General features: G+C 60.3%; 30 protein-coding genes. 7 read left to right on the forward strand and 23 right to left on the reverse strand.

The window, feature by feature from the left end; genetic code table 11:
* Positions 1 to 16 precede the first annotated feature (16 nt).
* The 8 genes from trbL to NDO48_RS17860 all read right to left on the reverse strand — a co-directional run bounded on the left by trbL (position 17) and on the right by NDO48_RS17860 (position 8,361).
* The gene (trbL, locus tag NDO48_RS17825) at positions 17 to 1,207 is read right to left on the reverse strand and encodes a P-type conjugative transfer protein TrbL (RefSeq protein ID WP_267321976.1); all 1,191 of its coding nucleotides are present in this window, start codon (positions 1,205 to 1,207) and stop codon (positions 17 to 19) included.
* Positions 1,201 to 1,341 (reverse strand): entry exclusion protein TrbK, encoded by a 141-nt coding sequence (gene trbK / locus NDO48_RS30565; RefSeq protein WP_416377210.1) that lies wholly within the window; start codon positions 1,339 to 1,341, stop codon positions 1,201 to 1,203. The genes trbL and trbK overlap by 7 nt, the downstream gene beginning before the upstream one ends.
* Before the next feature lie 68 nt (positions 1,342 to 1,409).
* Positions 1,410 to 2,165, reverse strand: coding sequence for a P-type conjugative transfer protein TrbJ (gene trbJ, locus NDO48_RS17835; RefSeq protein ID WP_267322004.1), 756 nt, complete (start codon positions 2,163 to 2,165; stop codon positions 1,410 to 1,412).
* A 25-nt stretch (positions 2,166 to 2,190) separates the two neighbouring features.
* Positions 2,191 to 4,668 carry a conjugal transfer protein TrbE gene (locus NDO48_RS17840; RefSeq protein WP_267321978.1) on the reverse strand — a complete coding sequence of 826 codons (2,478 nt, stop codon included), beginning with the start codon at positions 4,666 to 4,668 and terminating at the stop codon, positions 2,191 to 2,193.
* Positions 4,669 to 4,681: 13 nt separating this feature from the next.
* Positions 4,682 to 4,981, reverse strand: coding sequence for a conjugal transfer protein TrbD (locus NDO48_RS17845; protein WP_267321979.1), 300 nt, complete (start codon positions 4,979 to 4,981; stop codon positions 4,682 to 4,684).
* Positions 4,974 to 5,351, reverse strand: a complete 378-nt coding sequence (locus NDO48_RS17850) for a TrbC/VirB2 family protein (protein ID WP_267321980.1) — start codon at positions 5,349 to 5,351, stop codon at positions 4,974 to 4,976. Before NDO48_RS17850 ends, NDO48_RS17845 begins: the two co-directional genes overlap by 8 nt.
* A complete protein-coding gene (trbB, locus tag NDO48_RS17855) occupies positions 5,341 to 6,312 on the reverse strand; it encodes a P-type conjugative transfer ATPase TrbB (RefSeq protein WP_267322005.1) in 972 nt (323 codons plus the stop codon). The genes NDO48_RS17850 and trbB overlap by 11 nt, the downstream gene beginning before the upstream one ends.
* 636 nt (positions 6,313 to 6,948) lie before the next feature.
* Positions 6,949 to 8,361, reverse strand: a complete 1,413-nt coding sequence (locus NDO48_RS17860) for a cryptochrome/photolyase family protein (RefSeq protein WP_267321981.1) — start codon at positions 8,359 to 8,361, stop codon at positions 6,949 to 6,951.
* A 131-nt stretch (positions 8,362 to 8,492) separates the two neighbouring features.
* Between NDO48_RS17860 and NDO48_RS17865 the strand changes: the two genes are divergently transcribed.
* Positions 8,493 to 9,284 (forward strand): SDR family NAD(P)-dependent oxidoreductase, encoded by a 792-nt coding sequence (locus tag NDO48_RS17865; protein ID WP_018431233.1) that lies wholly within the window; start codon positions 8,493 to 8,495, stop codon positions 9,282 to 9,284.
* Positions 9,285 to 9,301: 17 nt separating this feature from the next.
* On the opposite strand, the gene NDO48_RS17870 is transcribed toward NDO48_RS17865, so the two are convergent.
* Genes NDO48_RS17870 through NDO48_RS17880 form a run of 3 tightly spaced genes read right to left on the reverse strand, consistent with a single transcriptional unit; the run spans position 9,302 to position 12,647 of the window.
* Complete coding sequence (locus NDO48_RS17870; protein ID WP_267321982.1) at positions 9,302 to 10,519, reverse strand: SAM-dependent methyltransferase; 1,218 nt, start codon at positions 10,517 to 10,519, stop codon at positions 9,302 to 9,304.
* Complete coding sequence (locus NDO48_RS17875; RefSeq protein WP_267321983.1) at positions 10,516 to 11,316, reverse strand: DUF1365 domain-containing protein; 801 nt, start codon at positions 11,314 to 11,316, stop codon at positions 10,516 to 10,518. The genes NDO48_RS17870 and NDO48_RS17875 overlap by 4 nt, the downstream gene beginning before the upstream one ends.
* Entirely contained in the window at positions 11,313 to 12,647 is a 1,335-nt protein-coding gene (locus NDO48_RS17880) for an NAD(P)/FAD-dependent oxidoreductase (protein WP_267321984.1), read from the reverse strand. Before NDO48_RS17880 ends, NDO48_RS17875 begins: the two co-directional genes overlap by 4 nt.
* Before the next feature lie 287 nt (positions 12,648 to 12,934).
* On the opposite strand from NDO48_RS17880, the gene NDO48_RS17885 reads away from it, so the two are divergent.
* From NDO48_RS17885 to NDO48_RS17895, 3 genes are read left to right on the forward strand one after another with little or no spacing between them, the layout of a single operon-like run.
* Entirely contained in the window at positions 12,935 to 13,477 is a 543-nt protein-coding gene (locus NDO48_RS17885; RefSeq protein WP_040457461.1) for a sigma-70 family RNA polymerase sigma factor, read from the forward strand.
* Complete coding sequence (locus NDO48_RS17890; protein WP_267321985.1) at positions 13,474 to 14,139, forward strand: ChrR family anti-sigma-E factor; 666 nt, start codon at positions 13,474 to 13,476, stop codon at positions 14,137 to 14,139. Before NDO48_RS17885 ends, NDO48_RS17890 begins: the two co-directional genes overlap by 4 nt.
* 39 nt (positions 14,140 to 14,178) lie before the next feature.
* Entirely contained in the window at positions 14,179 to 14,595 is a 417-nt protein-coding gene (locus NDO48_RS17895; RefSeq protein ID WP_267321986.1) for a DUF2177 family protein, read from the forward strand.
* Between the two features lie 76 nt (positions 14,596 to 14,671).
* Here the strand turns inward: NDO48_RS17895 and NDO48_RS17900 are convergent, their stop codons facing one another.
* The 8 genes from NDO48_RS17900 to NDO48_RS17935 all read right to left on the reverse strand — a co-directional run bounded on the left by NDO48_RS17900 (position 14,672) and on the right by NDO48_RS17935 (position 19,740).
* Positions 14,672 to 15,124, reverse strand: coding sequence for a TspO/MBR family protein (locus tag NDO48_RS17900; protein WP_267321987.1), 453 nt, complete (start codon positions 15,122 to 15,124; stop codon positions 14,672 to 14,674).
* Positions 15,124 to 16,548: an MFS transporter gene (locus NDO48_RS17905; protein ID WP_267321988.1), complete on the reverse strand. Its 1,425-nt coding sequence runs from the start codon at positions 16,546 to 16,548 to the stop codon at positions 15,124 to 15,126. Before NDO48_RS17905 ends, NDO48_RS17900 begins: the two co-directional genes overlap by 1 nt.
* Complete coding sequence (locus tag NDO48_RS17910; protein ID WP_267321989.1) at positions 16,549 to 16,947, reverse strand: hypothetical protein; 399 nt, start codon at positions 16,945 to 16,947, stop codon at positions 16,549 to 16,551.
* 63 nt (positions 16,948 to 17,010) lie between these two features.
* Positions 17,011 to 17,523, reverse strand: coding sequence for a DUF3833 family protein (locus NDO48_RS17915; RefSeq protein ID WP_198292925.1), 513 nt, complete (start codon positions 17,521 to 17,523; stop codon positions 17,011 to 17,013).
* Positions 17,524 to 17,890: 367 nt separating this feature from the next.
* The gene (locus tag NDO48_RS17920) at positions 17,891 to 18,103 is read right to left on the reverse strand and encodes a hypothetical protein (RefSeq protein WP_267321990.1); all 213 of its coding nucleotides are present in this window, start codon (positions 18,101 to 18,103) and stop codon (positions 17,891 to 17,893) included.
* 50 nt (positions 18,104 to 18,153) lie between these two features.
* Positions 18,154 to 18,438, reverse strand: coding sequence for a DUF982 domain-containing protein (locus NDO48_RS17925; protein ID WP_267321991.1), 285 nt, complete (start codon positions 18,436 to 18,438; stop codon positions 18,154 to 18,156).
* Positions 18,439 to 18,454: 16 nt separating this feature from the next.
* Positions 18,455 to 18,757 (reverse strand): DUF982 domain-containing protein, encoded by a 303-nt coding sequence (locus NDO48_RS17930; RefSeq protein ID WP_267321992.1) that lies wholly within the window; start codon positions 18,755 to 18,757, stop codon positions 18,455 to 18,457.
* Positions 18,758 to 19,041: 284 nt separating this feature from the next.
* Positions 19,042 to 19,740 carry an outer membrane protein gene (locus NDO48_RS17935; protein WP_267321993.1) on the reverse strand — a complete coding sequence of 233 codons (699 nt, stop codon included), beginning with the start codon at positions 19,738 to 19,740 and terminating at the stop codon, positions 19,042 to 19,044.
* A 263-nt stretch (positions 19,741 to 20,003) separates the two neighbouring features.
* On the opposite strand from NDO48_RS17935, the gene NDO48_RS17940 reads away from it, so the two are divergent.
* Positions 20,004 to 20,270, forward strand: a complete 267-nt coding sequence (locus tag NDO48_RS17940; RefSeq protein WP_267321994.1) for a hypothetical protein — start codon at positions 20,004 to 20,006, stop codon at positions 20,268 to 20,270.
* Here the strand turns inward: NDO48_RS17940 and NDO48_RS17945 are convergent.
* The 3 genes from NDO48_RS17945 to NDO48_RS30570 form a co-directional block, all read right to left on the reverse strand.
* Complete coding sequence (locus NDO48_RS17945) at positions 20,263 to 20,580, reverse strand: acyl-homoserine-lactone synthase (protein ID WP_267321995.1); 318 nt, start codon at positions 20,578 to 20,580, stop codon at positions 20,263 to 20,265. The genes NDO48_RS17940 and NDO48_RS17945 overlap by 8 nt on opposite strands.
* Positions 20,581 to 20,628: 48 nt before the next feature.
* Positions 20,629 to 20,832, reverse strand: coding sequence for a helix-turn-helix domain-containing protein (locus tag NDO48_RS17950; RefSeq protein ID WP_081623599.1), 204 nt, complete (start codon positions 20,830 to 20,832; stop codon positions 20,629 to 20,631).
* Between the two features lie 1,187 nt (positions 20,833 to 22,019).
* Complete coding sequence (locus NDO48_RS30570) at positions 22,020 to 22,106, reverse strand: hypothetical protein (protein WP_081623611.1); 87 nt, start codon at positions 22,104 to 22,106, stop codon at positions 22,020 to 22,022.
* Between the two features lie 971 nt (positions 22,107 to 23,077).
* On the opposite strand from NDO48_RS30570, the gene repA reads away from it, so the two are divergent.
* A complete protein-coding gene (repA, locus tag NDO48_RS17955) occupies positions 23,078 to 24,268 on the forward strand; it encodes a plasmid partitioning protein RepA (protein ID WP_018431216.1) in 1,191 nt (396 codons plus the stop codon).
* The gene (gene repB / locus NDO48_RS17960; RefSeq protein WP_267321996.1) at positions 24,268 to 25,296 is read left to right on the forward strand and encodes a plasmid partitioning protein RepB; all 1,029 of its coding nucleotides are present in this window, start codon (positions 24,268 to 24,270) and stop codon (positions 25,294 to 25,296) included. The genes repA and repB overlap by 1 nt, the downstream gene beginning before the upstream one ends.
* 62 nt (positions 25,297 to 25,358) lie before the next feature.
* Here repB and NDO48_RS30475 read toward each other — a convergent pair.
* Positions 25,359 to 25,607 (reverse strand): hypothetical protein (locus NDO48_RS30475; protein WP_323848114.1); only part of this gene is annotated, 249 nt, incomplete at its 5' end.

Here is a 25,607-nt window from a genome sequence, read left to right on the forward strand (position 1 = left end):
GCAGGCTCATCTCCGATTACTTGTTTTCGTTGGCAGGCAGCGGAGCGGGTGCCGCTTTGCCCGAGGGCCTGCTTTGGTCGAGCTTGGCATTGGCGAGCCCAAGCAGCGAGCCGGCATGGGCTCCTGGTGACGCGATCGCCTTGTCCTTGGCGGCTGATCCAGCCGCCCATCCGGCACTGCCAATGCCGGAAACCATTCCGCGAAAGGCTGCGGCTGCCATGGAGGCGCCTGCCGCCCGGGCAGCACTTGCTGTGGACGCGCCGTTGGTGGCGGCACTTGCACCAAGGAAGGCGCCACCAGCCGCAAAGGTCGCCGCCTGGCCGCCATGGCGTATTGCCTCCATGCCGCCGGATACAGAGGCTCCCTGCACAACCCCCTGGAGGATCGCCGGCACATACATGGCAATGATGAATACGACGACGGCTATGCCGGCGATGGCGAGCGTGGTGACGAATTTCTCGGAGTTGGCCGTTGGCGCTTCCGCCAGTCCAATCAGCACTTCCGAGCCGATCCGCGCGATCATCACCAGCGCCATGAGCTTCATGCCAACGGAAAAGGCGTAGATCAGGTAACGAACGGCAAAATCCTTGGTGAAGGACGATCCCCCCAGGCCGAGCATGATCATGCCGGCGAGAAGGCCGACATACATCTCGACCAGGACCGCAACGAAGATCGCCGCGACCAGGCTGAAACAGACGACCACCACGACCATGGCGAAGACGGCGGCTATCGCCAGCGCGTTGTCTTCGAACAGGCCGAACTTTGCCTGCTGGGACATCTTCGAGGCGACGCGGATGCCGGCGTCGAAGATGTTGGCGGGAGATGCCGATCCACCGCTGGCGCCGATCTGGAACAGACTGTCGACGATCGCCTTGGCGAAACTCGGACCTTGGTCAAGGATGAATGCGAAGAGCCCGATGAACATGATCCTGCGCACCAGCTCGGCAAACCAACTGTCGAGCGATGCGGTGTTTATGGCAAGCCAGACTGCTGCGATCGCAACTTCAATTCCGGCGAGGATCCAGAACAATGAGCGGGCTGCGTTCATCACAGTCGCCTGCCAACCGCGCGCGGCCGTAACGACCTGGTTCTCCAGCGTCGTCAGCACCGAGCCCTGCTGGGCGAGTACGGGCGTGCTGGCAAGCAGAATTGTACCGATCACTGCGCATGCGAGATGGCAGCTGGCGAATTGTCTGGCAGTTACCATCTTGGCCGCATCTCCTGGCCGCCTCGCGGAGTCCGTTCCGGATCGCCGCCGAAGAACTTTTCCGCATGTTCTCGGCGTGCGGTTTCCGACACGGATGCTGGCGCTGCATCCGTCGGCGCGGATTTCCGCAGCATCCAGATGGCGCTGCACGCGCAGAGGCCGATGGCGATCCCGATCGCAATTGCCGTGACCGTTGCGGAACTCACCAGCGCGGCTCCATCATTTGGCCGCCCCGCACACTGGGTAACGTAGAGCTGAAGAAGCTTTCTCGACGCGCTTGCGCCAAATCCTTGTCTGCTTGTCTGGATTGGAACCACGTTCCCATCATCGTCATCTGTTGCGAGACCAACCCGCGCAGCTTCTGGAACTGCGCAACTTGCTGAGCCGCTATCTGATGACCGACCTGAAGCGCCTTCATTTGACCGTCGGCGGTCTCCGACATCGAACGCAACGAGTTCATGGTTGATTCCTCCGAGGTGAATTGATCTGCCGTCAGCCCCGCCGCCCTGAGCGTGCCGGCAATCGTGTCGCGGTTTGTGGCCGACCAGCTCTGGTAATTGCCGGAAAAGGTCTGGCCCTCGGCAAGGCCTGTCTTGAAATCGGCGAAGCTCTGAAAGCGTTGCTTGAGCACGTCATCGACGTTGCCCATCGAGAATGCGACGCCCTGCCCCTGCCCGACAACCGCTTGCAGCTTCTTGAGGTCGCCTTCGACCTGTCCCCAGACGTGATCGGGCAGCCGGGCGGTGTTCTGCAGCAGGTTGTTGTAGATGTTCAGCTGGTTTTGAATCTGCTCAGCCAGCTGCGTGATCTGTTTGACCTGGTTGTTGACCTGTTCAGCAGACTTGCCGACCAGCGCGATCAACTCGGCGTTGTTGAGAAGCTGCGTCCATTCGGTTGCCTGGCCAGTCACGCCGCCGGCATGGCCGGTCCCCGGCGTGATTGTCGTGAAAATGAACATGGCCGCGGCACTGGCAGCCCGCAACCTATGTGGATGGAAGCCGTGATGCGGCATGACCAACTCCTCTCTGTTCAAGCCAATGGGTCGGCCATTCCAGGCCGTGTTTTCGCTTGAGTGCCAGGATGCGTTTGAGATCGTCTTTGCCGGATGCGCCGACGAAGGACAGGGCAACTGGTCCGAGCGACATGTCGAACAGCCGTCTGCCTTCAGGTGAAGCGACATAGTATTCGCGCTTGGGGATAGCAGCGGCCACGATCTCGATCTGGCGCTCGTTGAAGCCAATTCGCTCATAGAATTCGCGAGTGCCTGGCTCGCGTGCCGCCCCATTGGGCAGACAGATCTTGGTCGGGCAGGATTCCTTGAGCACATCGACGATGCCTGAGCGCTCCGCATCGGAAATCGACTGGGTCGCGAGCACCACGGCGCAGTTGGCTTTGCGCAACACCTTCAGCCATTCCCTGATCTTGTTGCGAAACGTAGGGTGACCCAGCATCAGCCATGCCTCGTCGAGGACGATCAGACTTGGCGCGCCACTCAGGCGTTTCTCGATCCTGCGGAAGAGGTAGGCCAGGACTGGGACGAGGTTGCGCTCGCCCATGTTCATCAGTTGCTCGATCTCGAAGGTCTGGAAAGATCCAAGCGACAGCCCGTCGCTCTCGGCATCGATCAGTTGCCCCATCGGTCCGTCGACGGTGTAGTGATGAAGTGCTTCCTTGATCTCGCGCATCTGGACGCCAGAAACGAAGTCCGACAGCGAGCGGCCGCGGGCTTCCCCCAAAAGTGTGACCTGCCGCGAGATCGCGTTGCGGTGATCCGGCTTGATGGAAACACCCTGTAGGGCCACCAGCGTCTCGATCCATTCGGACGCGAAGGCCTTGTCGGCATCGGTGGAAAGATCCGAGAGCGGGCAGAAAGCGAGCCCATTACCGGAGTTGACTTCACCTGCCGGTGAAACGTCCCTGTCTGCCCCGATCTCGTAATGATCGCCGCCGGCCGCCAGTGTCAGCGGCAGCATCGACCGGCCCTTGTCGAAGACGAAGATCTGGGCATCTGGGTAGCGTCGAAACTGAGCGACGATCAGGGCAAGGAGTGTCGACTTGCCCGACCCCGTTGGCCCGAAGACCAGCGTGTGGCCGACGTCGTCGACATGCAGGTTCAGTCGGAAAGGTGTCGAGCCCGACGCAACCTGGATCAGTGGCGGCGAGGCCGGAGGAAAAAATGGGCATGGCGCAACAGGGTTTCCGGACCAGATCGAGTTCAGAGGGATGAGATCGGCAAGATTGCGCGTGTTGATCAGCGGCTCGCGGACATTGGCGTACCAGTTGCCAGGCAACGAGCCAAGGAATGCCTCGGTTGCGTTGAGCGTCTCGATCCTCGCGCCGAAACCCTCAGCCTGGACCATGCGCCGAATTGCCTCGCAATTCTCCCGAAGGCGGGTGCTGCTTTCGTCAAACAGGACTATCACTGGGGTGTAGTAGCCGTAGGCGACAAGCTGCGATGAAGCTTGCGCGATCGCATCCTCCGTCTCTGCCACCATGGTCATGGCGTCCTGGTCGATCGCACGGGACTGCGTCTGGAAAAGCTGATCGAAAAACGGCCGGACTTTCTGCTGCCACTTCTTGCGTGTGCGCTCGAGCTTCTGGCGAGCTTCCTGGTCATCGAGGAACATGAAGCGCGACGACCAGCGATAGGTAAGCGGCATCAGGTCGAGGCAGTTGAGTATTCCGGGCCAGCTCTCTGCTGGCAATCCGTCTATTGCAACCACCCCAAGAAAGCGGTTTTCGACGACCGGGGTCAGCCCATGCTGAAGCTCAGCCGTCACCAACCAGTCGAGATACATCGGGATGTCAGGCAGGCGCACCGGATGGTTCTCTCCGGTGACGCAGAAGCGGATGAACTGGAACATTTCGTCATAGCGAGCGGTCACAAAGCCGCCTCGCTCCTCGACCGGTCGGGTAACCATCCGTTTGATCGACAAGACGTTGGCGAGATACTGCTCGACTTCGCGTATTGCAGTCTCAAACGTCTGTAGCACTGTGTCGGCATAGGTTGCAGCTCGGCTCCCTGGGTCCGAATAGAGGTAGCGGGTGAGGCCTGAACGTTGCCGCGCCGGCGGACGATAGGTCAGGATCAGCGCATGCCGGCTCTCAAAATGCCCTTTCTCCCGCTCGAAATGCGCGCGTCGTTCGTCGTCGATGGCGCGCGTAACGGGATCGGGGAAATGGCATTCTGTAACTGCGGGATAGGCAACGGTCGGTACGCGTACCGCCTCGACCTGGATCATCCAGCCCGAGCCGAGGCGCGAAAGGATCGCATTGATCTGGCGTGAAATCTCGTTGCGCTCTGTATCGGTAGAGCTCTCCGAATCCGGACCGGCGAAGTACCAGCCTGCCATCAAACTCCCGTCCTTGAGCAGGATGACGCCATTGGCGACCAGTCCCGCATAGGGAACAAGATCGGAAAAAGACGGTCCGGAATGGCGAAAAGAACGCAGCTTGGCCATTGTTCAATGGTCCTCAGTGTCGGCGCCAAGGCGTCGAGGTAGGCCGGTAGTACGACCGATAAGAGACGTGCCTGAGGTAGATGCGCCGCATCATCGGGTCGGCTTTGGCCATCATTCGAAGCGCCGCAACCACCAAGATCCACACTGCGATGCCAAGCACAGCGGAATGAATGGTCAACACCACAAAGATCAGGATCACCGCGGCAAGGCCGGCGAGGAGCACCAGTTCGCGGTCTGCGCCCATCAGTAGGTTAGGGCGTGACAGCGCTCGATGGATGCGGTTGCGCTGGAGATTGGAGCCGGCGTCAGCCATTCCTCCCCTCCCCAGTCTCGGTATGGACAGCAGAGGCCTCGCCGTCACCGAGAACCGCGCCGGTAGCGCCGAACAAGGCAACAATCTGAGTTGCGCCAAGGAGAATGCCGGCAACAAGCACTACATACATGAGCCTGCGCGCGAAATCGTTGAGCTCTCCGCCAAAGATCAGCATGCCACCTGCAATGGCAACGGCCGCAAGTGCAATGAAGCCTGCGACAGGCCCGGTGATCGATTGCTGGATCCGTTGCAGCGGGCCCTCCCACGGCAGACCTCCTCCCGAACTGGCAAGCGCCGGATCGGTCAGTATCAATGAAAGCGACAGCGCCAATGCGCCGCATACAAGAATGGACTGACGATCATGCGACATGGCGCTGTTCCTCGACCTGAGCGTAGGTTTCCGTGTGGTACTGAGTGTCGGCGAAACGCTCGACGCGGATGACATCGCGCACCTGTCGACCTCTCGGCGTTCGCTCGATCGACACGACGAGGTCTACTGCTTCCCCGATCACTTCTCGCATCGGTTGCTGGCTGACCTCCGCAGTCAACTGTTCGAGGCGGCGTAGCGCAGACATTGCCGTATTGGAGTGGATCGTGGTCACGCCGCCGGGATGGCCGGTGTTCCAGGCTTTCAGAAGCGTCAGAGCCGCACCGTCACGAACCTCGCCGACAATGATGCGGTCTGGCCTCAGCCGCATCGTGCTCTTGAGCAGACGGCTCATGTCGACCATATCGCTGGTATGTAGCGCCACCGCATTCTCGGCCGCGCATTGTATCTCCGTTGTGTCCTCGAGAATGAGCAAACGGTCCTTTGGCGCTGTTTCGACGATCTCGGCAATGACAGCATTGGCCAGGGTTGTTTTGCCTGAACCCGTTCCGCCGGATATGACGATGTTCAGCCTCGAAGTGATCGCGTTGCGGATCACGGATGCCTGCTTCTCGGTCATGAGATTACATGAGACATAGTCGGCAAGCCGGATCAGCCTGGAAGCGCGCCGGCGGATTGTGAATGTCGGGGCCGGGACAACAGGCGGCAGCAATCCTTCGAAACGATGGCCTCCGATCGGCAATTCGCCGGAAATAATCGGGTGTCGCTCGTCAGCCTCGGAGTGCAGTACGTGTGCGACGCTGCCGATAACGACCTCGGCAGCGGCTGCATCCATCTGGCCGGCTGGTGAAGTACCGTGGCCAATCCGTTCGATGAACAGCCGCCCGTCGGGGTTCAGCATGATCTCGACGACAGATCCATCGTCGAGCGCAACGCAAAGGTCGTGGCCGAGTGCGTCTTGCAGCTTGCGGATGAGGCGAGAATGGGAACGAAGTTGCGGCATGTCGGCTACCTCACGCCACGCGACGCTGTGTTGCCCCAAGGAAAGCCCGCTGCCTCGCTTGCAGTGGGCCACGCGTCGGTTCGAACCACGCGTTTTCGTTCAGCGTCGCAGCGACAGATTGCCGCCTGGGTGCATGGAAGTTGTGTGCCTGCAAATAATCATAGTAGTGGCATGCTCGTCCTTTAGTCGAACCATCTATTGCACTCCGCATCACCCCTCACAGTCCCAACATTTGGATGGGGCGAAGTCATCACAAATCATGTCTTGGAAGGAGTGCGGAATTCTACAGTCGCCCGACCTTTCCGCGCGGCCGGGCCAATCAAAAGCAGCAGCACCAATATTGTTAACGATTGAAATCCTTGCTTGTCATATTATTTAGTTTTCGCCGATCTTACGAGGGCGGGCGGCAGGAAATGAAATTTCGGTCCATAAGCACAACACGGGCGCCGAGCCGCGCAAAACTACGCGCAATAGCCGCTCTCAGTCCTTGTGCTGCGCCAGTTACGATGACGCGCTGCCCATTCATGTCACTCATCTCTTGCAGCGCTCCGTTGGCGCCCCCCCCCAAGAGCCATGCTGGGTGTAGTTGCTGGAACATAAAGGGCGCGGTGCTCAGTCAGTCTGATCCGACGGCGGTTATGCTTTGAGCGAGGCGAAGCTTTCCCGCGCTCGCCGCTGCGACGCCTTGAGATCGACGAGCGGGCGTGGATATGTTTCGCCGAGGACCACCCCAGCGCTTGCGAGCACGTCTTTTGGCGCCTCTGACGGACGGTGTATCCAGGCATCCGGCAATCCGGCTAGCTCCGGCAGCCATTGCCGGACGTAGGTACCAGTAGGATCGAAGCGTTCACCCTGCAGCAGGGGATTGAAGATACGGAAATAGGGTGCAGCGTCCATGCCGCATCCGGCCACCCACTGCCAGTTGCCGGGATTGCTCGCCACGTCCGCGTCGACCAGCGTGACCCAGAACCATTGCTCGCCCCGCCTCCAGTCGATGAGCAGGTTCTTGGTCAGGAACGACGCCACCAGCATGCGCACCCGGTTGTGCATCCAGCCGGTCTCCCAAAGCTGGCGCATGCCGGCGTCGATGATCGGAATGCCGGTGCGCCCTAGCTTCCAGGCCGCGAAGGCGGGCTGGTCGTCGCGCCACTCAAACCCGGCGAGCGTGTCGCGCATGGCGATGTTGGCAATGTCGGGGCGATGGTAGAGTTGGTGGTAGTTGAAATCGCGCCAGATCAGTTCCGACAGGAACTTTTCGACCGCCGTGCCCTTGGCCGGATCGTTTGCGGCAACGGCCTGAGTGGCATGCCAGACCTGCCGGGCGCTGATCTCGCCGAAGCGCAGATGCGGCGACAGGACAGACGTGCCCGGCTGGTCCGGACGGTCGCGATCCTCGACGTAATCAGCGAGTGCCTCGTCAAAAAAGCGCAGCAGCGATAAAAGTGCGCCGGTCTCGCCGACCGACCAGTGATGTTCTAGCTTCTTGGCCCATTTGGACTGAAAGGTCGACGTGGCGACGCCGTCCTCCGAGGGTTCTCGATCTCTGGGGACAGGATTTGGCAGCGGAAACGCGATCGGCCATTGCCGGACTACCCTGGCGAAGGGCGTGTAAACCTGGAACGCGCCGCCGCTGCCGGTCTTGATGTTCCATGGTTCGGCAAGCACGTTGCCGGGAAAGGAAATCGCCTTTATCCCACCATCCTGCAGCGTGGTCTTGATCGCACTGTCGATCGCGCGCGCGCCAGGCGCATAGCGGCGGTTCCAGAGAACATTTGCAACGCTGAGCCGTTTGGCTGCGGCAGGCACGATCTTGCGGGGGTCTCCGGTTTCGATCTGCAGATCGATGCCGACAGCATCCAGGCTCTGGGCCAGTGATGCGAGGCTTTTGCCGAGCCACCACGAAGCCGCGCCGCCGAGGGGCCGCAAGCCGGCGGCCTGCTCAAGCACATAGAGGGCCGTGATGCGACCGCCCTGCGCGACCGCGGCGTCTAGCGCTGGATTGTCGGCCAGCCTGAGGTCGTCGCGAAACCAGACCAGCGAACCAACCATTATGCAATCCCCTGCCCTTCGGGCGCACATGCCGGGCATGCTGTTCGGCCCGTTACACGGACCACCCATTGAACCAATCGCCTGCTTCCAACGTAACAGGAGTGAAGACCCGATCTTGCAAGGGAGCCGACATGCGTGGAAACATAGACGTAGACAAGCGCGGCCGGGCCAGGCCGGCCGGACGGACGGCGTGGGTCACGGGAGCCGGTTCCGGCATCGGCCGTGCCCTGGTGGTTCGCCTCGCCCATGAGGGCTGGCAAGTCGCTGTCAGCTCGAGGACGGCACGAGACCTCGCCACGCTTGCAGCTGATGAGCCTGACCTCATCCATGCCTTTCCGCTCGACGTGACGGACGCTGAGGCCGTGCGCGAGACCGTTGCCAGCATCGAAGATGACCTTGGGCCGCTCGATCTTGCTGTTCTGAATGCCGGCACCTACGCCCGCGACTCCGCAATCCGCTTCGACGCCGCCGCCTTTCGCGCTACCGTCGAGGTCAACCTGATGGGCACTGTCCATTGCCTGGCTGCGCTGATGCCGCGCATGCTGGCGCGTGGGTCGGGACACATCGCTGTCGTGTCTTCGGTTGCCGGCTATGTCGGCCTGCCAGGCGCCGCCGCCTATGGCGCGTCCAAGGCGGCCCTCATCAACATGTGCGAGGCGCTGCACCCCGATCTCGCCGCCCGCAACGTGCGCCTCAGCCTGATCAATCCGGGCTTCGTCGACACGCCGCTGACGCAGAAGAACGACTTTCCGATGCCGTTCCTGATATCGGCCGATGCGGCGGTCGACCACATCATGGCTGGATTGATATCGCGGCATTTCGAGATTGCCTTTCCGTGGAAGATGGCGCTATCGATGAAGCTCCTTGCGGCACTGCCGGCATGGTTGCGCCTTGCTGTGACGCGGCGCATGGTGCGTAACTGACGATCGCGTCCAATCGGTCAATCACGAGCCAGGAGGAACTGGCAGACGTCGATCCTGCCGCTGCGAAATCCAATTGCGCAATAGTGCAGATAGTAGCGCCACATGCGCTTGAAGCGAGTATCAAAGCCGAGCGGCTCGATGCGATTCCAGGCGGCGGCGAACGCCCTGTCCCAGGCAAGCAGCGTCCTGTCGTAGTCGGCCCCGAAGAACTTTTGGTTCAGCACTTCGAGCCCGCGTTGGTTCGCCACGGACGTGAACGCGGTCGGCGACGGCAGCATTCCGCCGGGAAAGATGTAGGTCTGAATGAAGTCGGCGTTGCGGCGATACTGGGCGAAACGTTCTTCGGCAATGGTGATGGACTGCACCATGGCGCGGCCACCTGGCTTCAACAGCGCCCGCAGCGTATCGAAATAGGTTGGCCAGTTTTCCTCACCTACGGCCTCGAACATCTCGATCGAGACGATCTTGTCAAACCGGCCGGTGCAGTCGCGATAATCCTGGAGCCTGATTTCTGCTCTGTCCGAAAGATCGGCGGCGGCGAGGCGGTCCCGCGCGAACTCGGCCTGCTCGCGCGATAGCGTAAGGCACGTTATCCTGCAGCCCGTCTCGGCCGCCGCATATTCGGCAAAGCCGCCCCAGCCGCAGCCGATCTCCAGCACATGATCATCCGGCCCAAGCTCCAGCACTTCGACGATGCGGGCATATTTGGCCCGCTGCCCATCGGCCAAAGGCTGGTCATCGCGCTCGAACATGGCCGACGAATAGGTCATCGTCTCATCGAGCCAGAGCCGGTAGAAGTCGTTGCCGAGATCGTAGTGGAAGGCGATGTTGCGGCGGCTGCCAATGCGTGTGTTGGCGCGAAGCCGATGCCTGAGGAAAGCGAAAAGCCTGGCCGCACCCGGTGCGTCGAGGAGAGTGGCGAACGCAGCTTCATTTGCAGCACCCAACTGCAGCAACGCGCCGAGGTCGGGTGTGTCCCAGTCGCCGTCGAGATAGGCGCGGGCAAAACCCAGGCTGCCGCCGCTTGCCAGCTTCCACACCAGCTTGGCCGAACGCGCATTGAGGCTTGCCGACGGACCTGGCAGGGCGCCTTGCGCAAAGTGCGTGTCTCCATTCGGAAATCGGATGGTGAGTTTGCCGGCGGCGATCCTGTCGGCCCAGCCGCAAAGAAGTCGCGCCCACAGCAGCCGGCGAAGGCTCCTCGCGGAGATCGACTTTCCTTCAATATTGCTCATGAATTTGTATGTCCTGAAATTTTTCCCGCCACGACGGTCGTGGCGACCCTGCTCGCTGCGGCGCTATGGTGGTGTACGGGAATGCCTTTCCACCAGATGCGCAGCGCCTCCCAGTGGATGCCCAGGGTCACCTTGAGCGTCATCAGCGGGTAGCGGAACAGCGCACGCAGAAGCGCGCGGTCCGTCAGCGGTTGGCGCCGGCCGGAAAACGAAGCGACCAGAAGCGCCCCCCCGGCGTCGGATTCATCGATGCGCACGAGCACGTTTTCGCCTGGCGGCTCGATGTGGAAACGGTAGAAGCACGACATCGGCATGAAGGGCGAGACATAGAGTTCCTTGGCGCAGCCCTGCCGCACAGGCCCCGTCGCGCCATCCTCGACCGGGATGACATAGGTATGTCGCTCGGCGAAGGTATTGCAGACCTCGTAGAGGATGGCGCGCAGCGTACCGCCCGAGGCGTAGCAAAAGTAGACCGTCAGCGGATTGAAGACGTAGCCGAGGATGCGGGGATAGCAGAGTACGCGGATGCTCATGCCCTCCTCCAGCCTGCCGGCTTCGCGCAGACGCGCTTCGATCCAGGCGCGCAGGCCACCAGGGCTACCGTCGCCGTGGTCGGCGTCCCAGAAGCTCAGCATGGCCGGGCGGTTGTAGCCGAACAGTCGGGACGCCGCGCTCACTGCCTCCAGCTCGTCGAAATCGAGCAGCAGCGAAAAGACGCGGTAGCGGAGCTTGTGCCGGCGCGGCCGCACGCGCATGTGCATGACCTTGCCGCAGAACAAAGCCGACTGGCTGCTCATTCCGCGGCCTCCAGTCGTGGCTGCAGCCCAATGCGCCCGGATTCGTCGCTCACTTGCCAGGGCCGCCGCACGTCGGCGACGCTCTCGGCCGCGGCCAGCCCGGCCTGCAAGCCGTCCTCATGGAAGCCGAACCCGAAATATGCACCGCAGAACCAGGTGTTGCGCCTGCCCTGCAGGCGCCAGAGCTGCTGCTGGGCGTCGAGCGCGCGCTGGTCGAACAGGGGATGGGTGTAGTCATAGCGCCCGATGACTTTCGACGGCGCGATCTCGCGGGTCGGGTTGAGCGTGACGAAGAGCGGATGACGCCTGTCGAGGTTCTGCAGCCGGTTCATCCAATAGGTCACGCACAGCGGCTGGGCGCCTTCGTCCCTGCTTTCGCCGATATAGTTCCAGCTCGACCAGACACGCCGGCGCCTGGGCATCAGGTTTACATCGGAATGCAGCACGGCCAGATTGTCGGTGTAGCGGAAGGCGCCGAGCAGGCTGCGCTCCTCATGATCGGCATCGACCAACAGGCCGAGCGCCTGGTCGGCATGGGTAGCAATGACGACGTCGGTGAAGGTGTCGGAATTACCCGTCGTGTCGGTGACGACGACGCGGCCGTTTTCCCGCGAGATGCTGCGGACCCCGACGCCCAGCCGTACGCCTTCGATGGAGCTTCCGCTTAGGCGCCGTACGTATTCGCGGCTGCCGCCAAGCACGGTTCGCCACTTCGGGCGGTCGGCAAGGCTAAGCAAGCCATGGCTGGCAAAGAACCTGACGAAGGCAAGCAGCGGATATGCGCGCATCTCGCGCGCCGTGGTAGACCAGATCGCGGCCCCCATCGGCAACAGATGGTCCTCGATGAAGGCCGGGGCATAGTCGTTGCGGTCGAGATATTCGCCGAGGCTGATGCCGTGGAGGTCCGTTCGAAGCAGCAGGGCCGGCGCCTCATGGTAGAAGCGAAATATGTCGCGCATCATCCGCCAGAAGCGCGGCCGCACGACATTGCCCCGCTGGCCGATCAGCCCGTTGAGGCCGGAGCCGGAATATTCGAGCTTGCCACCCTCGAGCGAGGCGGCAAAGGACATGTTGGAGGCTGCCGTCGGCACCCCGATTTCCTTGAACAAAGCAACCAGGTTCGGATAGTTGCGCTCGTTGTAGACGATAAAGCCGGTATCGACGGGGATCGTCCCGTCCTTCGTCGGAACCATGACCGTGTTTGAATGACCGCCGAGGCGCTTTTCGCTTTCATAGAGGGTGACGCTCAGCCTGCGGCTGAGCAGCCATGCCGCCGACAGTCCCGAAATCCCAGACCCGACGACCGCCACGCGGCGAGCATGGTCCGGCAACTTCCTGTTGGAATGACTTCGCACTTTACGCCTTTCCGATCCTGCAATGGCCTTGTGCTTTGATACGCAACCACGGCCGCGCCGGATCGGTGGGCGTCAAATTTTCGTGCATCGGTGATCTGGCGCCTTGCCGGCCACGTATCACCGGCATGGACACGAACGTTCCCATAAGCTCGCCGGCGTGGCACAAGCGCCCTGTGGTGGGGCGGTGGCGCTCAGCGCCAAGGCGTGGCGAATTGGGAATTTTGGGTATGAGCCGCCAGACTGATGCCGACAAGGTTCCAGACATGCGCGAGCTGCTTTGCGCGGTGGGCGCACGGCGCGACATAGAAGCATATGAGACGCTTTTCCGCCACTTCGCACCGCGGGTTAAGGCCTACATGGCGCGGATGGGCGGCGACAGCCAGCTGGCCGAGGAACTGATGCAGGAAACCCTGATCGCGGTCTGGAATAAAGCCGAGCGCTTCGATCCCTCGAAGGGCGCGGTCTCGACCTGGATCTTCACCATTGCGCGCAACCTGCGCATAGACGCGTTCCGGCGCGAGAAGCGCCCGGATTTCGACCCCAACGATCCAGCGTTTGTGCCCGAGGACGTTGCTCCGGCCGATGCCGAACTCGACGCACGCGAGGCCTCCGAGCAACTGCACCAGGCCATCGCAGCGCTGCCGGAGGAACAGGCGGCACTGCTGAGATTGTCGTTCTTCGAAGACCAGTCGCACAGCGCGATCGCGACGCGCCTCAAACTCCCGCTTGGGACGGTAAAGTCGCGCATGCGCCTCGCCTTCGACAAACTGCGGGCCGCCCTCGCCCGCTCGGGAGACGTATCGTGACCATCCGTCACCATATCAGCGACGACCTACTCTTGAGCTATGCCGCAGGCAGCCTCGCCGAAGGCTGGAGTATCGCGGTCGCCACGCACCTTGCCCTCTGCCCCTCTTGCCGGCGGCGCCTGACTGTCGCCGAAGGCATCGGCGGCGACCTGCTAGAGACCCTTCCCGACAATGGCTCGGTCGATGACGCATGGGCCAGCGTGCGCAGCCGGCTGCAACAGCAGCCGCAAGCGGCTTCATCCGCCACCCGCGCAACGCCTGTCGTAAGCCATCGCAGCGGCGGCTTGCCGGAGCCGCTGCGCTCCTATGTCGGCGGCGACATCGAGGCGCTCAAATGGCGGCCACTTGGCCGCGGCGCCTACCAGATCCCGATCAGAACAGGGGATCGCGAGACCAAGGTGCGACTGCTGCGCATCCCCGCCGGCAAGCCGGTGCCGGAGCACAGCCATGGCGGGCGCGAGCTGACCCTGGTGCTCAGCGGCAGCTTCGTCGACGGCAACGACGTCTTCGCGCGCGGTGATCTCGAGGACGCTGACGCCAGCCTGACACACCAGCCCGTCGCCACGCCGGACATCGACTGCATCTGCCTTGCGGTGACGGACGCGCCGCTCAAATTCCGCAGCTGGATCGTCCGTGCAATCCAGCCCTTCCTGGGTATCTGACCGGGCGCCCTCGCCCGAGCCGCCGAGAGCATCGCATCTATGTTCGCCAGCTACGCCATCGCTTATGCCGCCACCGCCGTGGTTTTCTTCGGTATTGACTTCGTGTGGCTGTCGACAATTTCCACCAGCTTCTACCGCAACCGGATCGGCAGCCTGCTCCTCGACCAGCCCGATCTCGGCGTTGCCGGCTTGTTCTATCTCGTCTATGTCGCCGGAATCGTGCATTTCGCGGTGATACCGGCGGTGCATAGCGCGAACTGGACGACAGCGCTGCTCAATGGCGCGCTGCTCGGGCTGGTCGCCTACGGCACCTACGATATGACCAACCTTGCTACGCTGAAGAATTGGTCGGTTTCCGTCAGCATCGTCGACATGATCTGGGGCATTGCGCTCACCGCGTCTGCGGCAACTTGCGGATACCTCTTCACTGCCCTGATGGTGGCAAAGGACGGCTGACCGTCACCGGCGGCGCGGGCATCGGTGCAAGGCAGGAGCATCTACAAACGGCCAAGTCCCGGTTGTGGCAGTCAACTTAATTCATGAACACGACGCCCGCAGTTAGCGCGGTAGCAAATGCGGTCCATGCCGCATAGGGTAGAAACAGCACCGCTGCCAGTCTGTCACTGTTCCATGCCGCTGCTATGAAGGTCAGCACGGCCGCCAATGCTGCTATCACGACGACCAATGCCATACCCGGTTGCTGTGCCCCGAAGAAAACCGGCGACCACAGAAAATTCAGCGACATCTGTACGAACCAGAGTTTCATCGCCGTGCTGTTTCGATCGCGAACCCAGCACCGCCAGCCGGCAATCGCTATGGAGATGTAGAGCACCGTCCACACAGGGGCAAAGATCCAGTTTGGCGGCGTAAATGACGGTTTGTTCAAGCTCGCATACCATTCCCCCGGCAGCGTTGCGTAGCCGATGAGCATGCCGATCAGGACAACCGCCAGCACGAATAAGATAAGGGAGAAAGCTCTCGACATCAGGCTTCCTTTCCATCGGCGCTCGACGGTGACAAGGGGACAACGGCCGCACGCGAGCTTGGTTCTTCACCAAATGCCTTGCCGTATGACGCGTTGGCGTCGATGTGTGTTCGCAATGCCTGTTGGGCTTCTTCGTCGAGCGGAAAGTTCCACATCACGGCTATGGCGGCGGCCTTGGGCAGAATGGGTAACCAGGCATATAGCGCGGACAGCGTGCTCAGGGCCGTTTCCGGCATGGTCTGGCCGGCGGCAGTGTCGAAACCTGACCAGGCAAGAATGGGGAACACCAGGCCGACGCTGAGTGCGAGCGACAGCTTGGTCGCTAGGCCCCATGCGGCGAAATAGAGTCCCGAACGCTGTTCGCCTGATTTTGCCGTGTCGTAGTCGATGACATCGGCCTGGATGGCTGGCGGCAAAGCGAGATCAAAGCCCAGAAGCAGGCCCGTTGTCGCGCAGATGACGGCGAACGCCACGGTGTCGCCAGCACCCAGGAAACCGGCAAGAGCGAACACCGCGCAGGCGATGGTCATCGCCCCGCACCAGGTGCGGTGCTTGCCCGCTTTCGACGCGAGCCAGACGGCTAGTGGCACGCCTAGGATCCCGCACAGGAAATAGAGGAAAAGCAGCGGACCGCGAAGCTCGGCAGCACCGAGCCGTTCGGAGACGAAATAGAGAAACAGCGTCGCCGGGATCGCGTTGCCAAAGCCGTTGAGCAGGAACGCGACGATAAGTCGGACGAACGGCCTGTTTCGGACAACGAAGCGCAGACTGTCCGCCAAGTTCAGTCGCGTCGTCGAACGATTGGCCGGCTCCGGCACGGTCCTGACGGCAAGCACACTGGCAGCCGGCAGCAAGACAAGTGTAAGCAGGGCGACGGCCGCGAGGCCGTGGATGCCGTTATTCCTGTCGAGCCCGACCGCAAAGGGCAGCACGACCGCAATCAGCGTTCCGATGAGCGTCGCCCCTTCGCGAAAGGCCGAAACCACCGAGCGCCCGCGATAGTCCGTTGCCAGTTCCGCGCCCCAGGCAGTGTAGGGCAACAGCGTTCCGGTATAGCCGACCGAAAGCAGCGTGCCCCACAGCGCCAGATAGGCAACGCTCGCGCCTGAAGGTGGCCAGAAGACCATGAACGCGGCGAGGGCCGTCAAAGGCACCGACAGTAGAAAAAGAGTTCGCCTGCGCCCGGATTTCGTGAATACGCGATCACAGAGCCAGCCAATCAGCGGGTCGCTTGCCGCATCGATCAGCCGGATCAGCAACAGAACCGTTCCCACGTCAGCGATAGGCAGGCCGAGATTCTGAGCATAGAAGGTCGGCACCACGACATAAATTGGCAAAGCCACCGTTGCCAAGGGTATCGCCGGCAACGCATAGCACAGTAGTTTCACTGCATGTTCCGGGAGGGGCTTGTCTCGATTACCCATCTAGTCGCCGACACGGGCAGTGCCCTTGGCGCCATCATCTCGGATCCAGGAAATCCTGCGGTCGCCGAGCGACGTGATCTTGAAGCAGAATTGGCGCCCCTTGTACCAGCTTGGCCATTTCTGGCAGAGAGAGTTGTCCTCGATCCACCAGCGGCCCTCCTCCTTTGGCGTAAACATTCTTGCCGCCGAAATGCCCGTGACATCGCCGACAACAACGCCATCCGTGCGATAGCGCAAAGGCAGAGCAATGCCGAATGGCGTGTTCAATCTCACTGTCTCTCCCGCAATCAGTTTTTTGATCTTTGGGCCATCCAATTGGTCGGCCGCGGCCGCCCCGTTGGTCAGGCACAGCGCGGACAAAAGGAGCATGACGAGGCTTTTTTGCGCAGGATTTGACATGATCAGCTCCTTCTTGATGCAGCTTCATTCATGCCGGTTTGGCCGCCTTGGCGGACCGGCCTCTCAGCGGGTTTGGAATTCCACACGCGTAAGCGCCACAGGCAGTCCGAACTTGGTCACGATCGCCTTGTTGAGCACCGTGCCGTCGCCCCGCAGCTTCATGGTGTCATAAAAACGTACACGGTTACCCTTGCCTTTCGGGTCTAGGTCGACAAGGTAACTGAAGCGGGCGGTGCCGCCGCTGATCGTCACCAGCGTCTCGCCGATCACGTCCTCGCGTGTGCCACGATATTTGTTTCTGGAGATCTTTTCGAAGCGCCAGGTCTTCCGCTCGCGTTCGCCATTGTCGTAAATGAAGTCCTCCACAAGCGTCAACGTCTTGCCGTTCCACTTGCCCAGCAGATCGACCGTGAACTTGCGCTTGACGCCATTGACCGCACTGAAGCTGCCGATCGCGGATGTTCTTCCGGCAAAATATGCTTCAAGCGAAAAGTCGCCCGCGGCAGCAGGTGCCAGGCCAAGCAACAATGTCATTGCCAAGCCTGCAAGGCCGAAATTTACCGCTTCGCATCGCATGCCTCCAACCTCTCGAAAACGTGCACTCGCAGGTTGATACGGCACCGCGACCCGGCTGGATCACCTACGGCGCGGCAAATCGGGTTTAGCAATCCAGCTCAGATTCGCTCGACGAGTGAAGAACCGCGCTCGGCAAAACCCTTCCGCATCAGAGAGACCGCAACGTCTCCAGTCGGAGATTCGCATCTGATAGGCCCGCACGTTCGGATGAGGCATCCACCACATGCTATAGATCGGAGCATGTTTACCTCTGGTCGTTGTATGGGCCTTTGATCTGACCGACCATGCGGGCAAGGGTCGAGAAACATGCCACGCCTGTCCGACAGGCGAGGCTGGTGGCCGAAGTTCGTTCCAGCTCGCATCAAAGCTATTCAGTCGGTTCTCTCAGGCGTTTTGCGCTGAGGTACATCAATGCAGCAGCAGCTTTGCTGCGATCCCACCCGGCAGCTTGGGCATCATCCAGCAGTCTTTCCAGGCGATCTACCAGTGCGCTTTGGCATTCGGCATCATAGGTGAACGAATTCAGGTTACTTTCCGGCGATTTGATCGCCAAGTCTTTTGAAATAGGTGGCATATCCATGAATTGCTGTGGGTGGCGGCTTTATGTCGCCACCCGTTGTTTGACTTAGATCAGACGTGGTTCATCTGCCCCGATCCGGTCGGCGGCGGGGCGGTGCCGTCTTGAACAAGTATGTCCTTTTTGCGCGCAAAAGCGACAAGGACACCCCGCGCAGTCTCGGCATCTATGTCGCCTGCCAAAGCAGCGCGACAGGCCCTGATGGCAGCCCTTTGCTCCGGACTGTTGCCGCACCAATCCATTGCGAACTGGTAGGCGTCGGCAACCGTGTTCAGCTGACGGGGGAATCCAAGGCCGACCCATACGCGGATGGGTTTGCTAAACGGTTGTGCAAACATCCTGTCGCCCTTCCGATCAAACACCGACACCGCTTGCGCCAGTTTTGCCGCCCACCATCCAAGGTAGTGGAATGCTGACGTCTTCCAGTATGTTGACGGATTTGGCAAAGCCCGTGAAAGCCTGCTTGGCAGCAGAGAGCGAATAGCCGCTATCAAAGGCGCGCTGACACGCCCTTAACGCCGTACCGTATATCGGGCCTCGGCGGTTCCTGGGCCACTCATAGAGAAACTCGAGTGCATCCTCCAGGCAGGCAATTTCCTCAATGAGATTGCTTCCGGATTTTACAAAAACCGGGCTGTCGAACATCCGATCGCTCATCAGATCCTCCAGGTCTAACGAAAGTGTGTTTCTAGGATAGGCTTGGCGCCGACAGCGGCACCGGCCTGCCCTCGATATGTGTTCGAGAATTTCAGTTTCAAGACCGATTTTGCAAGCGCGTCGTGATCACAGATGAGGCGTGCTGCTCATATCCTTCCATAAGAATTTAGAGAATGGCCAGCCGCCTGAAGCCGCCCTTCGGGTCCGATGACGATGTGGAAGATCGGCTCGCCGAAGAACGACACGCTCGACATTCTTGATCCTGTCGAGGACTAGCCCAATTCCTAGAATTTGTAGGCGACACCGAGGCGGAAGTCGTGCGTCTTCAGATCGACGCGTGTATCGTGGCTCGGGAAGCCTGTAATACCGTACGTTGCGTGTCCGAGATCGACAAAGCGATAGTCTAGCCGGGCAACTATCTTGTCAGTTACTGCATGGTCGACGCCGGCACCGATCGTCCAACCGGTTTGCGTCTTGGATCCTGGTAATGCTGGTGTCGACATGTAGTCTGGTGTCGCCTCGTAGCGGCCAAATGCAACGCCGGCTGTTACATAGGGCAAAAAGCGATCGAGGGCGTATCCGGCTCGCGCACGAATTGCGCCTGTCCATTTGAGGTCCGCGTCGGCCGTATTGCCTGCAATAACTCCACCGCTTGCGTCGTCGAAAAGCTCTACCGTGCCACTTCGAATGCGCGCGTAGGTGAGGTCGGCCTCAGCTCCTAGAACGACACTGCTTGAAAACTGATGGTTGTATCCGGCATAGACGCCGAGCAGTCTGCCGTCTGGATCAAGCGGAAAGTGCGACTGCGGAGTACCAAGGTTGCGCAATACTGCATCTGACGTTCCCCAGGCATAGCCGGCTTGCAGACCAACATACCCGCCAGTCCAGACAAAGGCTGCCGGAGCGGTTGCCGTCGCGTCCGCTGCAAGTGCTTGGCCAGCAGAAATACCGAGCAGGACGCTCGCTAGCAGAATCGCCTTCATCGCAGAAATCCCCCAAGAAAAAGTCTGGCGAACCTAGCGGTGTCTTCAATAATTTCAATCGCCTAATGCGTGCCAACTGCTTGCGGCAATTGTACCAAATGCTCGTTTGCCTCAAGCGACATACTTCTCGCCATCGGCCGTGTGCTCGTAGCAGAACCAATGCGGCGCCTGCTTGTCAGTGGCGAAGCCCCAGCCGCCATCCTTCTTGCAGTTCGCAAGAGTTGCTCGTAGAGGCCTGATGGCGCGCGGTTTGAGGCTGAGGGTTGTTCGTCGGCATGCCCATACGTTGGCGTGATGTGACTCCGCAGGCGGATGTTCCTATTTTGTTCCAGTGCGGCATCGAGCCGAACCCTTTTCCGCTATTCAGGCTGAACGTTGCCCGCGACCTCATCACGGTCGGCTGCGCCTATTGCAAGCGCGAGCACACCTATTATCCGACCGGTCTCATGCAGCAACCGTTGCGCCCGCCAGCCAAGGGTATGTGCTTGCCTGCGATCTGGAACGACGAAGTACCTGGTCTATTCAAGTAACTCGCTCGGGCACGCCATCTGTGGCCAGATGCGGAAGCAGGTTCTTGAGCAGGTTCGGTTTTTTGATTGGCACGAACCTGCTCCCGGCAACCCCTCCCCTCCCCTCTTCGAGGCCAAGCAGATAGATCGCATCGTCATTGTCGAATGGATTGACTTCCCGTCCGTCGGGACGCGCAAAGTCAGTCCACTGACGGTGCCCGACATAGATGTCGTGGCGAATGCGGAAATGTTGTTCCAGTTCGCTTGCGCAGTCATTGCGGTTACAGCGATCAATGACGTGAACGGCGAATGGCAGTCGAGGTCTCGGCATTGAATTGGTCCTGAGGCTCAGAGTTCGATCTATCCCCGTTGCATTGCTTCAGCGACGGTGTGCACGACATTCGTGGTGTCGAGCTTGTGCCGGGAAATTGCGAAGGTGAGTGTTCACCGTGCGCTTTCCAATGGAAAGGATCTGGGAGATTTCCCATGCTGTCTTGCCGCGAGACGCCCATTTGAAAACTTCGCGTTCGCGGGCGCGCCGTAAAGCACATATCAGGCGCTTTGCGCGGTTCGTGAATCCCAAAGCCTAGCTCTCCCCATAGACAACGAGGGAGTGATCGAACTCCAGAAAACCATTGCCTGGAAGGAAGGTGTTTTGCAGAGCTCGCTTCGGTCTTGCCAGTAACGGCCATTGCCTGGGCTCGCAAGCGCGAAATCATCAAGCACACCGATCGAGTGGTGGCAGTGTTGACCGCTGGTGGCCTCAAGGATCTGGATATAAGCGCGCATGTCAGACTTCCCTCCCCTTTTGCGTCGACTGGGGTTGCTTGGCGGAACTTTGGTTCGGACCGCCTTTCCTGACACCATCAGACACGTGAGCCCGGCGATCGCCGGCACCAGTTCAGCATGGTCCAGGTGCTTTCACCGTGTTCTTGCAGTTGGTCCAGAAGATGACGACTGCGGAGCTGGGGAACTGGCCAGCTGGAGAGGCCGCTGAGCCACGCATCATCGTAGACCGTCTGCTGGTAGCGAGCTCCCTCGTCCGGCAGTATGACGGCCATTGATGCTGAAGGGTTCTGATTGGCGTACCATTGGTCAACCAATGCGGCAGCACCGCTTGTCGGTCCCACATGGGGCCCGTGACTACGGTAGAGCTTGCGGGTCGCCATGAAAGTCCCTACCCGGTGGACTTCATCGATCTCGCTGTGGTGAAGATTGGCGGGCACGCTCTGCGAGCTGGGCATAGGCGGCCGGATTGTCGGGATTGTCGTATTGCCTTGGCCAATAGCTTCCTGGTCTTGCAGTCATGTGCTGTTCAAGTACGGGGAGGCGGCCGCGCTGATCGCCTGAGGCCGTTGGATCTTCGCTGACGATCAGGCGCCCAACTGACCGATCCGCTCCACAAAAGATGCATCGACCAGACTGGATGCCGTGGGTGGCCGCCGCACCAAGTCTTCAGCTTAGGCATCACGTGCCGCATTCAACAGTGATCCCGCATTTTGGGCTGCTGCGCGTCGAACGGGAGGCCAAAAAATGATCCGCTATGGGATAGTTGAGCTGCAGGCACCATGGCGCTTGCTCAACTCCAGCGCCGCTTCAAAGCCTGCCTGAGGCACGTACCTCTGGCTAGTAGTCGCGCTGGCGGTTGCGACTTGGGAGCTTGAGTGTGTGTAAGGTTGATGCAGGGGCCTGCCCCAGGCTCAGCAGGTAGAGTCACTGGCAAATTCGGTGGCTACAGCCAGGCTTCCAATTGTCCTCGAGCGCAGCTGCTCATACGGACGCTACCGCCCGTATCGAAGCTGCGACATCGGCAGTGGACGAACTGTACCCGAAGCCAACCGGGATCGTGCTTTCGATTACGAGGTCTCCGCCGAGTTGCCTTCGGCCAAACTTCTACAATGCGAGTTTTGCGGCACGGCGAGCCTTTGTCTTGCTCGGTGGCTAGACGCGGACTGTTCCGCTGCCCGACAGGAAAAGGCGGGCACCGGCCCTGAGAGTGGCAGAGGCAAGGTTTATCAGTGCGCGAACAAGACGCTTGCCGCGGGCTACAAATACGCCCTTGGAGCAATTCTCCATGATGGCCGATTGCGTGGCCTGTGCCGGCTTTGGGGTGTTGGGTGTCGCCTGTTGCGCAGAGCGGACCTGACATTCTCGCACCAGTCCGGTTGGAAGGGCGCACAAGATAGGAGCTTCCGCGCGGAAAGCTCATCGTCAAAATTGAGGATGGCGTTTGTCTGGCTTGGCCGTGATGGTGACGTGCAAATAACCGGTTAGCCGAGTTGCCCGCGGGCAACTTTCTCCGGCAGGGAAGTGGTATACTTTCCAGGGAGAACCGGTGTCTCCATCTCACCTCCCGATTGCCCGGGGCAATCGGGAGGTGAGATGAATGAGACTGGATCATCAACGATCATGCGCACCCACGCTGACGCAGCGTGGAGCCGTGGCTGTTGCCTAACAGCGATAAAGTTGCCCGCGGGCAACTTTTGAGAAGGCGGGAGGTTTGTCCGTTGTGGACAGGTCGTTGTGGTGCCGGCTGTGCGCCGTATGGACCAATCCGCAGCCTGTGCTTGAGCGACAGCAAGAAGTTGCCTGCGGTAACTTTTTGCTGTCGGCCATTTTGGAAGGTGCTTTTGAATGTGCCGTAGATTGGTTTGGCGGGGCCGCTTCGTGCGCGAGGAAAATCCTGTCGCGAAGATAAGTTGCCCGCGGGCAACTCGCTAGTTGAGCTCTTATGGTTAAGCGTTTGTCAAATCTTCACGAATCGGGCCATATTGCAGCTGCGCAGTTTAGCTTCTTCTTTCGCGAAATGCGTAGTTTAAGGTTCAGGGATGTTGCAGAGCAGGATACACCAAGAGCAAGAGCACCTTCCGTCGATGTTGTCTGCGGATTCGCAGGAGCTGTCACGGCAGCTGCAGCTCCATCAGCAGAAGATTTTTCCGCCTACCTCCCAAAAGTCGATCAGGCAGTTCACCCCTGCCGAGGCAGCATATTATATCGGGATAGGGGAGGGGTATCTTCGGCAGGTTGCATCCGAGGGCTATGGACCAGAACCCCTGGCCAATGGCCGGCGCATGTACTCCCCCGAAGACATGGATAGAATCCGCAGGAGCCTCGACGAAAAGAACGGTGCCCAAAAATACGTTCCTGTGCGACGGCCTGACGAAAAGCTTCAGGTCGTAGCCGTGATGAATTTTAAAGGCGGCTCAGCGAAGACTACGACCTCCGCCCATCTTGCCCAATATCTGGCCATACGTGGATATCGAGTGCTTGCGATCGATCTTGATCCGCAGGCGTCGCTCTCTGCGTTGTTTGGCCATCAGCCCGAACTGGATGTCGGGGAGGGCGAGACCCTGTACGGTGCGATCCGATATGACGAGCCGCGATCGATCGCCGATATCGTCAGGGCGACCTATACACCAAACCTCCATATCATCCCGGGCAACCTTGAACTGATGGAGTTCGAGCACGAGACGCCAACAGCGATCGCGTCCGGGACCGCGGAAACGATGTTTTTTGCTCGTATCGGTGAGGCTCTTGCTCCCATCGAGGGCCTTTACGACGTGGTTGTCATCGATTGCCCGCCGCAGCTGGGCTTTTTGACAATGTCGGCCCTGTGCGCTGCGACTTCTGTTTTGATCACAGTGCACCCCCAGATGCTCGACGTCATGTCGATGAGCCAGTTCCTGGCCATGACCAGCGAACTGATGGCCGTTGTCGAGAACGCAGGCGGCCGCACGAGCTATGACTGGATGCGCTATCTCGTTACCCGCTTCGAGCCAAATGACAGCCCACAAAGCCAGATGACCGGCTTTATGCGGGCAATCTTTGGGAATCGTATGCTTCAGTATCCGATGCTGAAGTCGACGGCTATCTCCGATGCCGGAGTGACCAAGCAGACCCTCTACGAAGTTGACAGGGCTCAGTTCACCCGTGGCACCTATGATCGTGCGATGGAATCGCTCAATCAGGTCAATTCGGAGATCGAGGGGCTCCTGAAGAGCACATGGGGCCGGAAATAATGGCTCGGAAAAACCTTATCGAAGTCTCCGAAAGCACTGCAGCCCTCAGGCCAGCTGAGCCGCTCGCGGCTTCAAGGCCGATCGCTGGGTTGGTTGCTCCTGCTCCACGAGGCAATGCTCCAGTTGGAGGCATTGCCAAGACGCTTGGCAATATCACGCAAAAAGTGGAGCGCGCTCACGACCTCGAACGCCAGATGGCCGAGGGGCAGACGGTCGTCGAGCTCGATACGGCACTTCTTGATGCCTCCATTGTGCGCGACCGCCTCATCATGGACCCGGTTGAACTTGGCCAGTTGGTCGAGCAGATCAGGGACCATGGGCAACAGGTGCCTATCCTTGTTCGTCCGCACCCCGAAACCAAGGGGCGTTTCCAGGTAGCGTACGGGCATCGCCGGTTGGCCGCTGTCTCCCAGCTCGGGCTCAAGGTCCGTGCGGTCGTGCGAAACCTGACAGATGACGAACTGGTCGTGAGCCAGGGCCAGGAAAACAATGCGCGAACCAATCTGTCCTTCATCGAGCGTGCGCTCTTTGCAGCTCGCCTCGAAGACCGCTCTTTTTCCCGTGATGTCATCATGTCGGCCCTCGGCATCGAGAAAACCGCGGTTTCGAAGCTGATCAGCGTCGTGCGCGAAATCCCGCTCGAACTGATCGAAGCGATCGGGCCGGCTCCCGAAGTGGGCCGACGCCGCTGGATGGAGCTCGCAGAGCTGATGAAGCTTCCGGCCGTGCCGGCGCTTCTTGTGCAGCTGACGCAAGACAACATCAGGGAGGCGTCGAGCGATGCCAGGTTCCAGATGGTGTTTGCCGAGCTCGCAAAGAAACCAGCCAAGGAGGCAACGCGCTTCCAGGCTGAGCGCTGGGTCGCGACAGACAAGATGGTGAGCGTGACGGCAAAGGCTGCCGGAAAGACCTATACGCTTGCCCTCAAGGACAAGGACGCCGCCGGCTTCGGTGGCTGGATTTCGGAGAATCTCGAGCGCCTTTATGAGGCGTACAGAGAGTCTGGGAAGCAGGAAACGGGAGACTGATCGCAAAAGAAAAAGGCCCCCAAACGTTGCCGTCGTGGAAGCCCTTCTCATAGCTTGAACACCTAGAGAATCGCATTTCCACGAATCACTGTCAAGAGTCCCGGCATCGACTTCGGTGGGCTGACTTCTTTTGCCTGATGGAAAGGCGAAGGAATAATGGAGACGCACATCTTGACGACGCCCTTTGGGCGGCGGTCGTTGACGCGTGCCATGATGGCAGGGCAAAGGGCCGCGGAAAGCTGCGCGGCTGGGGCCAGTGCCAACAAGTGGCAGGTGTTCAGGGCCGTTTGCGAAGCCAAGGCCATGCTGGG

Source organism: Aminobacter sp. MET-1 (assembly GCF_026521175.1).
In the GTDB taxonomy this organism is placed as follows: Bacteria; Pseudomonadota; Alphaproteobacteria; order Rhizobiales; family Rhizobiaceae; genus Aminobacter.

What these genes read in the sequence shown, in the direction of transcription:
- trbL (WP_267321976.1), bottom strand. Translation starts at nt 1,207, where the DNA reads ATGGTAACTGCCAGACAATTCGCCAGCTGCCATCTCGCATGCGCAGTG.
- trbK (WP_416377210.1), bottom strand. Translation starts at nt 1,341, where the DNA reads ATGCTGCGGAAATCCGCGCCGACGGATGCAGCGCCAGCATCCGTGTCG.
- trbJ (WP_267322004.1), bottom strand. Translation starts at nt 2,165, where the DNA reads ATGTTCATTTTCACGACAATCACGCCGGGGACCGGCCATGCCGGCGGC.
- NDO48_RS17840 (WP_267321978.1), bottom strand. Translation starts at nt 4,668, where the DNA reads ATGGCCAAGCTGCGTTCTTTTCGCCATTCCGGACCGTCTTTTTCCGAT.
- NDO48_RS17845 (WP_267321979.1), bottom strand. Translation starts at nt 4,981, where the DNA reads ATGGCTGACGCCGGCTCCAATCTCCAGCGCAACCGCATCCATCGAGCG.
- NDO48_RS17850 (WP_267321980.1), bottom strand. Translation starts at nt 5,351, where the DNA reads ATGTCGCATGATCGTCAGTCCATTCTTGTATGCGGCGCATTGGCGCTG.
- trbB (WP_267322005.1), bottom strand. Translation starts at nt 6,312, where the DNA reads ATGCCGCAACTTCGTTCCCATTCTCGCCTCATCCGCAAGCTGCAAGAC.
- NDO48_RS17860 (WP_267321981.1), bottom strand. Translation starts at nt 8,361, where the DNA reads ATGGTTGGTTCGCTGGTCTGGTTTCGCGACGACCTCAGGCTGGCCGAC.
- NDO48_RS17865 (WP_018431233.1), top strand. Translation starts at nt 8,493, where the DNA reads ATGCGTGGAAACATAGACGTAGACAAGCGCGGCCGGGCCAGGCCGGCC.
- NDO48_RS17870 (WP_267321982.1), bottom strand. Translation starts at nt 10,519, where the DNA reads ATGAGCAATATTGAAGGAAAGTCGATCTCCGCGAGGAGCCTTCGCCGG.
- NDO48_RS17875 (WP_267321983.1), bottom strand. Translation starts at nt 11,316, where the DNA reads ATGAGCAGCCAGTCGGCTTTGTTCTGCGGCAAGGTCATGCACATGCGC.
- NDO48_RS17885 (WP_040457461.1), top strand. Translation starts at nt 12,935, where the DNA reads ATGCGCGAGCTGCTTTGCGCGGTGGGCGCACGGCGCGACATAGAAGCA.
- NDO48_RS17895 (WP_267321986.1), top strand. Translation starts at nt 14,179, where the DNA reads ATGTTCGCCAGCTACGCCATCGCTTATGCCGCCACCGCCGTGGTTTTC.
- NDO48_RS17900 (WP_267321987.1), bottom strand. Translation starts at nt 15,124, where the DNA reads ATGTCGAGAGCTTTCTCCCTTATCTTATTCGTGCTGGCGGTTGTCCTG.
- NDO48_RS17905 (WP_267321988.1), bottom strand. Translation starts at nt 16,548, where the DNA reads ATGGGTAATCGAGACAAGCCCCTCCCGGAACATGCAGTGAAACTACTG.
- NDO48_RS17910 (WP_267321989.1), bottom strand. Translation starts at nt 16,947, where the DNA reads ATGTCAAATCCTGCGCAAAAAAGCCTCGTCATGCTCCTTTTGTCCGCG.
- NDO48_RS17915 (WP_198292925.1), bottom strand. Translation starts at nt 17,523, where the DNA reads ATGCGATGCGAAGCGGTAAATTTCGGCCTTGCAGGCTTGGCAATGACA.
- NDO48_RS17920 (WP_267321990.1), bottom strand. Translation starts at nt 18,103, where the DNA reads ATGGATATGCCACCTATTTCAAAAGACTTGGCGATCAAATCGCCGGAA.
- NDO48_RS17925 (WP_267321991.1), bottom strand. Translation starts at nt 18,438, where the DNA reads ATGTTTGCACAACCGTTTAGCAAACCCATCCGCGTATGGGTCGGCCTT.
- NDO48_RS17930 (WP_267321992.1), bottom strand. Translation starts at nt 18,757, where the DNA reads ATGAGCGATCGGATGTTCGACAGCCCGGTTTTTGTAAAATCCGGAAGC.
- NDO48_RS17935 (WP_267321993.1), bottom strand. Translation starts at nt 19,740, where the DNA reads ATGAAGGCGATTCTGCTAGCGAGCGTCCTGCTCGGTATTTCTGCTGGC.
- NDO48_RS17945 (WP_267321995.1), bottom strand. Translation starts at nt 20,580, where the DNA reads ATGCCGAGACCTCGACTGCCATTCGCCGTTCACGTCATTGATCGCTGT.
- repA (WP_018431216.1), top strand. Translation starts at nt 23,078, where the DNA reads ATGTTGCAGAGCAGGATACACCAAGAGCAAGAGCACCTTCCGTCGATG.
- repB (WP_267321996.1), top strand. Translation starts at nt 24,268, where the DNA reads ATGGCTCGGAAAAACCTTATCGAAGTCTCCGAAAGCACTGCAGCCCTC.